The 6,123-nt window shown below is 73.4% G+C and carries 8 protein-coding genes; 4 read left to right on the top strand and 4 right to left on the bottom strand.

The window, feature by feature from the left end; translation table 11 throughout:
• Positions 1-322: tetratricopeptide repeat protein (locus FF041_RS35490; RefSeq protein ID WP_153526629.1), on the top strand; the 322-nt coding region annotated here is incomplete at its 5' end.
• A gap of 25 nt (positions 323-347) precedes the next feature.
• Here the strand turns inward: FF041_RS35490 and FF041_RS35485 are convergent.
• The 4 genes from FF041_RS35485 to FF041_RS35470 form a co-directional block, all read right to left on the bottom strand.
• The gene (locus FF041_RS35485) at positions 348-1,271 is read right to left on the bottom strand and encodes a hypothetical protein (RefSeq protein WP_153526601.1); all 924 of its coding nucleotides are present in this window, start codon (positions 1,269-1,271) and stop codon (positions 348-350) included.
• 295 nt (positions 1,272-1,566) lie between these two features.
• A complete protein-coding gene (locus tag FF041_RS35480; protein ID WP_153526599.1) occupies positions 1,567-2,475 on the bottom strand; it encodes a M56 family metallopeptidase in 909 nt (302 codons plus the stop codon).
• On the bottom strand, positions 2,472-2,840 hold the full coding sequence (locus FF041_RS35475; RefSeq protein WP_323393654.1) for a BlaI/MecI/CopY family transcriptional regulator: 369 nt from the start codon (positions 2,838-2,840) through the stop codon (positions 2,472-2,474). The genes FF041_RS35480 and FF041_RS35475 overlap by 4 nt, the downstream gene beginning before the upstream one ends.
• Before the next feature lie 40 nt (positions 2,841-2,880).
• A complete protein-coding gene (locus tag FF041_RS35470; protein WP_228388876.1) occupies positions 2,881-3,387 on the bottom strand; it encodes a hypothetical protein in 507 nt (168 codons plus the stop codon).
• Between the two features lie 71 nt (positions 3,388-3,458).
• Between FF041_RS35470 and FF041_RS35465 the strand changes: the two genes are divergently transcribed.
• The 3 genes from FF041_RS35465 to FF041_RS35455 all read left to right on the top strand — a co-directional run bounded on the left by FF041_RS35465 (position 3,459) and on the right by FF041_RS35455 (position 5,775).
• Positions 3,459-3,992: a hypothetical protein gene (locus tag FF041_RS35465; RefSeq protein WP_323393652.1), complete on the top strand. Its 534-nt coding sequence runs from the start codon at positions 3,459-3,461 to the stop codon at positions 3,990-3,992.
• A gap of 83 nt (positions 3,993-4,075) precedes the next feature.
• On the top strand, positions 4,076-4,777 hold the full coding sequence (locus tag FF041_RS35460; protein ID WP_153526597.1) for a DUF305 domain-containing protein: 702 nt from the start codon (positions 4,076-4,078) through the stop codon (positions 4,775-4,777).
• Between the two features lie 104 nt (positions 4,778-4,881).
• A complete protein-coding gene (locus tag FF041_RS35455; protein ID WP_153526595.1) occupies positions 4,882-5,775 on the top strand; it encodes a F510_1955 family glycosylhydrolase in 894 nt (297 codons plus the stop codon).
• Positions 5,776-6,123 lie beyond the last annotated feature (348 nt).

Raw genomic sequence — 6,123 nt, 5'->3', positions numbered from 1 at the left:
CGAGACACTCGTCATCCGCAACAACATCGCCGCCTGGACCGGGAAGACGGGAGACGCGGCGACCGCCCGCGACCTGCTGACCGCACTCCTCCCCGATATGACCGGGACACTCGGCCCGGACCATCCGACCACGCTCACGACCCGCCACAACATCGCCCGCTGGACGGAGCGGGCGGGCGACCCCCTCGCCGCGCTGGCGCTGTGGCGGGAGCTGATGCCCCGGTGGCTGAGCGTGTACGGCGAGGATCATCCACGCACCCGCCTCCTCCGGGAACGGATAGCGGCGACCGAAGGCGAACGGCCGGAGCCGGAGCCGGAGTGAGCGGACCGACGGGGCACGCGCGCCGTCAGCCGAGGACGGCGGCCAGGGCCGAGCCGGCCTGCCGGGTGTGCAGATAGGACTCGGCGCGGTGGGGCTGAGCGCCGTTGTCGACGGTCCAGTCCGATTCCAGGGCGTCATAGGGGTCGGCGAAGAGCTCGGCGAGATCGAGCAGGGCCGCGGCGAGATCGTCGCGATCGGCCAGATTCACCCACCGCCGCGTCGTGGCCGGCACCGCCCGGGGCTGGGGCAGCCTGTCGTACACCACGGTCCGCAGACCCAGCGGTGAGCCCAGCGTCAGCAGCAGCGGCAGCTCCCGCTTCAGCCGGTGGGCGGCCTGGAACGCCACCACCGAGCCGAGCGAGTGCCCCACCAGCGCCACCGTCTCCGTACCCACCAGTGCGGCGACCCGCCCCTGTATCTCCTCGCGCAGCGGTTCCTCGGTCAGATAGCGGGTCACCTGCACCAGCGCCCGCTCGGCGAAGGTCTGGGCGAACCGCATGCCCGCCGGGGCGAACCAGCGCAGCCGCGCCAGCCCGTTGAGCGGTCGCCGCCCCGCCTCCCGGGGCCCCATCCGCCCGGTCCCGGCCGCGTCCAGCGCGCGCAGCCGTCTGCCCGCCTCCGCGCGGTCCTCCGGCCCCGGCGCGCGATCCCGCGCGCTCCGCAGCCACTCCAGTGCCAGCGCCTGGGCGAGCTCCTCCTGCTCCGGCGTCAGGGCGGCGACCCGCTCGGCGCCGCCGCCCATCTGCCCCGCGGCGCGGAACAGATCACCGTAGAACGCCATCCGGTACTCGTCCTCCCCCGGCCGCGCGCCGCGCCACACCCGGTCCGCCGTGGCCGGATGCCCGGCGATCCGGATGCCGCCGGCGAGCGCGGGAAGCCATGCGGCCTCCAGAGCGTCCGCCGACTCCAGTTCCTGACCGATCCCATGGACCAGCACGATCCGGCTCATACCCCACCCCTCGCTCAGAACCGCGTGCGAGCCGGGCATACCCGGCCCCCACCCCGGAGTTCTCGTACCTCGGACCCGGGACGCCTACACCGGATTCGCCCCGGCGGGGGCCGTCGACCGCCGCTATCCGCTAAGCGACTTAGCGGGTAGTGTGACGCGCGGCAGCTGCCGACCGGGGGCTCTCCCGGATCGGCCGTACGCGCGATCACAGGAAGCGGGAGGGCCACCGGCCGCCCCAGCCCGCCGGACCGACCCCGTATCCGTGCCCGTATCCGGATCAGGCCCCGTATCCGGATCAGAGGGAGCCGCAGGCCAGCAGCAGAGGCAGCGCGGGCGCGGCGGCCGACGCGGCGACCAGGCCGAGCCGGGCCGCCCGGGACGGTACGCCCTGCGGGGAGAGAATGCGCCGGAGCCGGATCAGAGCGCCCGGTCCCCCCGCCCCCAGCGCGGGCCGGGGCACACTCCCGGCCGCCACCTCGCACATGGCGGTGGCCAAAGCGTCGCGCGAGTGGAACCGCAGGGCCCGGTCGTCCGCGACCATCTCCAACAGCAGCGCCGTCTGCTCCCGGGCGAGGCGGGCGAGCGGCAGCCAGGGAAACGCCGCGGCGAACCCCTGCGCCGCCATCCGCGGCAGATGGTGCCGTCCCCTCATATGGGCCCTCTCATGCTCCAGCACGGCCCGGAACTGCTCCTCCGTCAGCGCGGTGAGCGCGCCCCGGGTCGCCACGATGCGACCGCCCCGGCCGGGCAGGCAGTACACCGCCGCTCTGGCGTGCTCCACGACCGTCACACCGTGCTCCACGGCCTCGGAACCGATCATCCTGAGCAGATCGGCGTGCTCGCGCCGCTCGCGGCGGGCACGCCGGACCGTGCGGACGAGCGCGCCGACCGGGAGCAGCGCGACGGTGGCGGGCGCCAGCAGCGATGCCGCGCCGGCGGGGGTCGCCGGGAAGGGGACGGCGGCCAGGCCGGCCGGCCCGCAGACGCCGAGCAGTCCGAGCAGCCCGTGGTGGACTCCCTGCCCGGAGCAGGCCAGATGCCCCACACCGAGGACGGTGGCCACGACGAAGGTGAGGGAGAGCCCCTGCCAGGCCAGTACGGCGATCCCGGGCGCCCGGTGCGCCCAGCGGGCGCGCGCCAGGGCGTACGGCGCCACTGCGCCGACCAGCAGGGCGTACGCCGCCATCGCCGCGGCGGCGGTCATGAGCCGCTCCGCCGCCTGGCGGCGCGGAGCGCCGAGCGCAGCGCCTGGACCTCGTCGGCCGAGATTTGCTCCACGAAGCTCAGCAGCGCCCCGGCCGGGTCGGGGCTGCCTTCGAGGGCGTCTGCCATCCGGGCGGCGGTGTACCGCTGACGGGTGCAGGCGGCTGTGTAGAGCCAGGCCCGGCCGTCCTTCTCGCGGGCGAGCATGCCCTTGCCGAAGAGGATCTCGGCGACGGTCTTCACCGTGCTGTAGGCGATCGGGCGCTTCCGGTTGAGGTCGTCGCGTATCTCGCGGGCCGTGGCGGGACGGCCCCAGGTCCACAGCCGGTCCATGATCTCGGCTTCCAGTTCGCCCAGCTGTCGCACGTCCGCTCCCCCTCGCCGCCGGTTCCTCGGCGTCCCGGCTTCAGCGGCCGTTCATGGTAGCCGCCGAACCGTCCACAGCCGGCGCGGTCCCCGGGCCCGGCGCCTCCCGACCCGGCACGGAGCAGGCGGCGGCCGTCCGCAGCCGCCGGACCAGCGCGTGCGCGAGCAGTCCGAGCGACAGCAGCGCCAGCACCGGCTGCGCCGGGGCCCAGTACGACATCGCCCCGCTCATGCCGAGCGCCAGCACGACGAGCTTGTTGCAGACCGGGCAGCCGACGGCGAAGACGGAGAGCGCCCCGGCCGCCAGCGCTCTCGCCCCGCGCGGCCCTGCGGATCCCTGCCGCGCGCCGCCGCCCGCGTACGTCGCGGCCAGCAGGCCCATGAGGATCGAGCTGCCCGCCCATACCGGGTAGTTCCACCAGAGCACCGGCGTCATCCGGGTGAAGAGACCGGTGGGCACCACACCCGTCGGCGCCCCGATCGCGAGCGCCGAGACCGCGGCCACGAGCACCGCCACCGCCCACTGCCGTGGCGGCCAGTTCCGCATGCTCACCCCTCCCTCCCGTACAGTGCCAAGAAGATTAGCGGAAAGCGATAGTGTCGGGTCCGGAGGTCGGAGTGCGGAGCGCGAGCGGAAGGGTCCGAGCGGCCGGCGCCTGGGGGCATCTGCTGCTCGTCGTCCTCGCGCTGGGCGTCTTCGCGATGCACACGACGGGCCACCCCGACAGCGGCTCCGGCACTGCGGCCCACTCCACCGGCCATGGCTCCGGCGGTACGGCGGGCCACTCCGCGAGCGGTGACTCCGGCATCGTCCCGGCTGACACCGCCCCCGTCTCCCATACCGTCACCCCGGCGGACATCGCACCCGTCTCCCCCGTGGACACCGGCCTCGCCTCGCACGCCGCCGCCCCGGTGGACGCGCACGGCGCACAGGGCTCCGGGACTGCACACGATCCGGACATGGCGATGGACATGACCACACTCTGTGTGGCCGTTCTCGTCTCCTGGATCCTCGCCGTGCTGCTGCGGGTCGCGCTCAGGCGTGGAACGGGCCGGCCGGCGACGCTGCCGGAGAGCGCCCTGGCCGTACTGCGCCGTGGGCCCCCGCCTCTCATACCCGACCTCGGCCGTCTCTCGGTCCTGCGGATCTAAGCCGAACCCACCGCGGGCGCTCCACGCTGCCCGCGCACCGTCCGGCCCTCACCACGCAGCAACACGACAGCACGAGGTTTGTCATGACAGCTATCACCAGCACGGCGCGCGGGCCGCGGGCACGCCGCCGTATCGCCCTGGTCGCCACCGTCGCCGCCGCCGGACTGGCGCTCACCGCCTGCGGCGGCGCCACGGACGGCATGGACGGCATGGACCACGGCGACAAGGAGAAGCCCACCGCGGCGAGCGCCCCGGCGGGCGGGAAGAACCCCGCGCCGGGCGCGTTCAACGACGCGGACGTGATGTTCGCGCAGATGATGATCCCGCACCATGAGCAGGCGCTGGAGATGTCCGCGCTGGCCGACGGCCGCGCCGGGGACAGCGAAGTGGCCGAGCTCGCGGCGGAGATCGCGAAAGCCCAGGACCCCGAGATCCGGAAGATGAAGTCCTGGCTCAAGGCCTGGGGCAAGCCCGAATCGGCCGCATCGGGTCACTCCATGGACGACATGGAGGGCACGGAAGGCATGGAAGGCATGGACCACGGCTCGGGCATGTCCGGCATGATGTCCGAGAAGGACATGAAGGAGCTGGCAGCCGCCAAGGGCGAGAAGTTCGACCGGCGGTTCGCCCAGTTGATGATCGACCACCACAAGGGCGCGGTCGACATGGCCCGGGACGAGCAGCGGAACGGCCGCAACGCCACGGCGAAGAAGCTCGCCGATGACGTGGTCAGGACCCAGTCCGCCGAGATCGACCGGTTCGACGGGCTCCTCAAGCGGCTCTGAGCCCGGCTTCCCCGCGTCCGGCGGCCGGGTCACCCGGCCGCCGGACGCGGCCCCACCCCATGGCAGCGGGGCACGAGCCCCCTCACACCTCTGATCAGGACACCATGAAGAAGCGTCATTCCCTGATATCGGCGTCCGCCGCCGTCCTCACCCTCACCCTCGCTCTCAGCGCCTGCTCGAACGACGGATCCGACGGAGGTGACGGAGGCGGGGACGGCGCGGGACACTCGTCCGGCGCCAGGATCAGCCATATCCACGGCGTCGGCATCGACCCCCTGGACGGAAAGCTCTATGTGGCGACGCATGACGGCGTCTACACCCCGGACAAGAAGGGCGCCCCTCAGCTCGTCGGCGACCGCAAGGACGACTTCATGGGCTTCACCATCGCCGGGAAGGGCCGGTTCCTGGCCAGCGGCCACCCCGCGCCCGGCCGGGACGCGCCCGCCAATCTCGGTCTCATAGAGAGCACCGACTCCGGCGTGTCCTGGAAGGACCGGTCGCTGACCGGGGAGGTCGACTTCCACTCGCTCGAATACGCCCATGACACGATCTACGGCTACGACAGCACCAACGGCCTGCTGCGCGTCAGCGAGAACGGCGAACGGTGGGAGAAGCGCGCCGAGCTGACGGCGCTCGACATCGCCGTCAGCCCCGATGACCCCGACACGGTGCTCGCCACCACCGAATCCGGGCTCGTCCGCAGCACGGACGGGGGCAGGACCTTCGGCGAGGGCGCGCAGCCCGTGACCGCCTTCGTCTCCTGGGCCGCGAAGGACGCGCTGTACGGCGTCGATCCGGCCGGGAAGCTGAGCCGCAGCGCGGACGGGGGCAAGAGCTGGAAGGAGACCGGGACCGTGCCCGGCGGAGCCCCCCAGGCGCTCACCGCGATCGACGCGAAGCGTCTGATCGCGGCCACTCAGGACGGCGTCTACGAGTCGAAGGACGGCGGCAGGACCTTCGCCAAGCGTCTCGACGTCGCCTCGGGCGGCGGTCACTGACGGTCGGAGGACAGCCCTCCCCGGGCCAGGTCCGCCCCGGCCGGGTCCTCCCCACTCGGGTCCTCCCCACTCGGGTCCTCCCCAGTCGAGTCCGCCCGAGTCGGGTCCTCCCCAGTCGGCGTCCCCTGGGGAGGACCGTCTCCGCAGGACCCGCCCTCGGAGGAGGGCCGACTCCATAGGCCCCGTCCCCTGAGGAGAGCCGCCTCCGCAGGCCCGTCCCCCGGGCCGAGGCGGCCCGCCCGGGTCAGGGTTCCGGGCCGGGCTGGACCGCGCGTGCAGCGGTTCGCCCCGGCCCCATTGACGGTTGGTCTGGACCAACTTACCGTTTGGCCCGTCACACCGCGTACG

The organism is Streptomyces jumonjinensis (assembly GCF_009600885.1).
GTDB lineage: Bacteria > Actinomycetota > Actinomycetes > Streptomycetales > Streptomycetaceae > Streptomyces > Streptomyces jumonjinensis.
Note: the sequence above shows the minus strand (reverse complement) of the source record. Positions and strands in the feature narration are given on the sequence as shown.

Excerpts from the sequence above, each read along its gene's own strand:
- FF041_RS35485 (WP_153526601.1), bottom strand. The coding sequence starts at position 1,271 with ATGAGCCGGATCGTGCTGGTCCATGGGATCGGTCAGGAACTGGAGTCG.
- FF041_RS35480 (WP_153526599.1), bottom strand. The coding sequence starts at position 2,475 with ATGACCGCCGCCGCGGCGATGGCGGCGTACGCCCTGCTGGTCGGCGCA.
- FF041_RS35470 (WP_228388876.1), bottom strand. The coding sequence starts at position 3,387 with ATGCGGAACTGGCCGCCACGGCAGTGGGCGGTGGCGGTGCTCGTGGCC.
- FF041_RS35460 (WP_153526597.1), top strand. The coding sequence starts at position 4,076 with ATGACAGCTATCACCAGCACGGCGCGCGGGCCGCGGGCACGCCGCCGT.
- FF041_RS35455 (WP_153526595.1), top strand. The coding sequence starts at position 4,882 with ATGAAGAAGCGTCATTCCCTGATATCGGCGTCCGCCGCCGTCCTCACC.